This is a genomic window from Microbacterium sp. zg.Y909 (genome assembly GCF_024626565.1).
In genome coordinates this window covers 1-1,196 of sequence record NZ_JANJFJ010000669.1, presented here as the reverse complement: position 1 = coordinate 1,196, position 1,196 = coordinate 1, and the positions used below count along the sequence as shown (strand labels likewise).

Here is a 1,196-nt window from a genome sequence, read left to right as displayed (position 1 = left end):
AGGCGCCTCGGAGTACGCGACCTCCCTCGCCGAGATGCCGCTGTCGGACTTCGCCAAGCGGGTCAAGCGCGGCGACGGCCTGCTCGTCGCCGAGGGCGAGACGAGCGACTGGACCACGGGCTTCGGCCTGCTGGGCGACATCAAATCGGCCCGCCGCGGTGTGGTCCTGCAGCCGGACACGCACGACGGCGAGGTGGTGCTCAAGACGGCGTTCCCGCGGCTGCTCAAGCGCGAGTTCCCGGTCGGCCGTGCCATGCTCGCCGCCAGTGGCAAGACGGTGCGGGTGCAGTTCCCGCTCGTCGGCGAAGCGGCCCCGAAAAATGGGGAGTACTCCCCATTGGCCGACGCCATAGCGGTCCCATAGGTTGAACATGTCGGCAGAGGAACTGCCGCTTCCGGACACAAGGAGTGAACCATGGCGAACCTCAACGTCACGTACGACCAGATGCAGAGCGCCGCGAACCGCCTGCGTACGGGCCAGTCCGACCTGGAGGGCAAGCTGCAGGAGCTGCGTTCCCTGGTCAGCCAGCTCGTGCAGGACGGCTTCACCACGACCCGCGCCTCGGGTGCCTTCGACTCCTCCTACGAGCAGTTCACCTCGGGCGCCCAGCGCACCGTGCAGGGCATCGACGGCATGGCCCAGTTCCTCGAGAAGGCGGCATCGGCGCTGCAGTCCACGGACGAGCAGCTGGCGTCTTCGATCGGCTGATCACAGTCCCAGAAGCGGGGCCGGTCCTTCACGGCCGGCCCCGCTTCGTCGTCTGAGCGGAAGGAAAACGGCGATGGCCGATCTGAAACTGGACTTCACGGAGCTGCGCAGCAGCGCGCGCACGGCCGAGACGGTGGCGAGCAGCTTCGCCCGGGCCGAGAGCATCGCCGGCGAAGCTGCGGCCGACACCGGCCACGACCGCCTCGGCGGCAAGGTGCGCGAGTTCGGCGAAAAGTGGGACATCGCCCGAGGCAAGCTCGAGGACAACCTGCACTTCATCGCGGACTACCTCCGCGCGGTGGTCGACACCTTCAGTGACCTCGACACCGACCTCGCCGGCGCGCTCGAGCCGGCACAGAACGTTCCCGACCCGGCGCCACAGCCCGCGCCCGGCGGACCGGCCCCCGGCGCCCCCCCCCCCCCCCCCCCCCCCGGGCCCGCCCCCCCACCCGGGCCCCCCCCCCCCCCCGCGCCCCCGGCCCGCCCC

At 71.1% G+C, this 1,196-nt stretch carries 3 protein-coding genes; all 3 read left to right on the top strand.

Annotation, left to right across the window (positions count from 1 at the left end):
- Window positions 1-364 (top strand): hypothetical protein (locus NQ160_RS24010; RefSeq protein WP_257517483.1); only part of this gene is annotated, 364 nt, incomplete at its 5' end.
- Window positions 365-415: 51 nt separating this feature from the next.
- Entirely contained in the window at window positions 416-709 is a 294-nt protein-coding gene (locus NQ160_RS24005; protein WP_257517482.1) for a WXG100 family type VII secretion target, read from the top strand.
- A gap of 73 nt (window positions 710-782) precedes the next feature.
- The coding region (locus NQ160_RS24000; RefSeq protein WP_257517481.1) for a hypothetical protein at window positions 783-1,196 on the top strand (414 nt) is incomplete at its 3' end.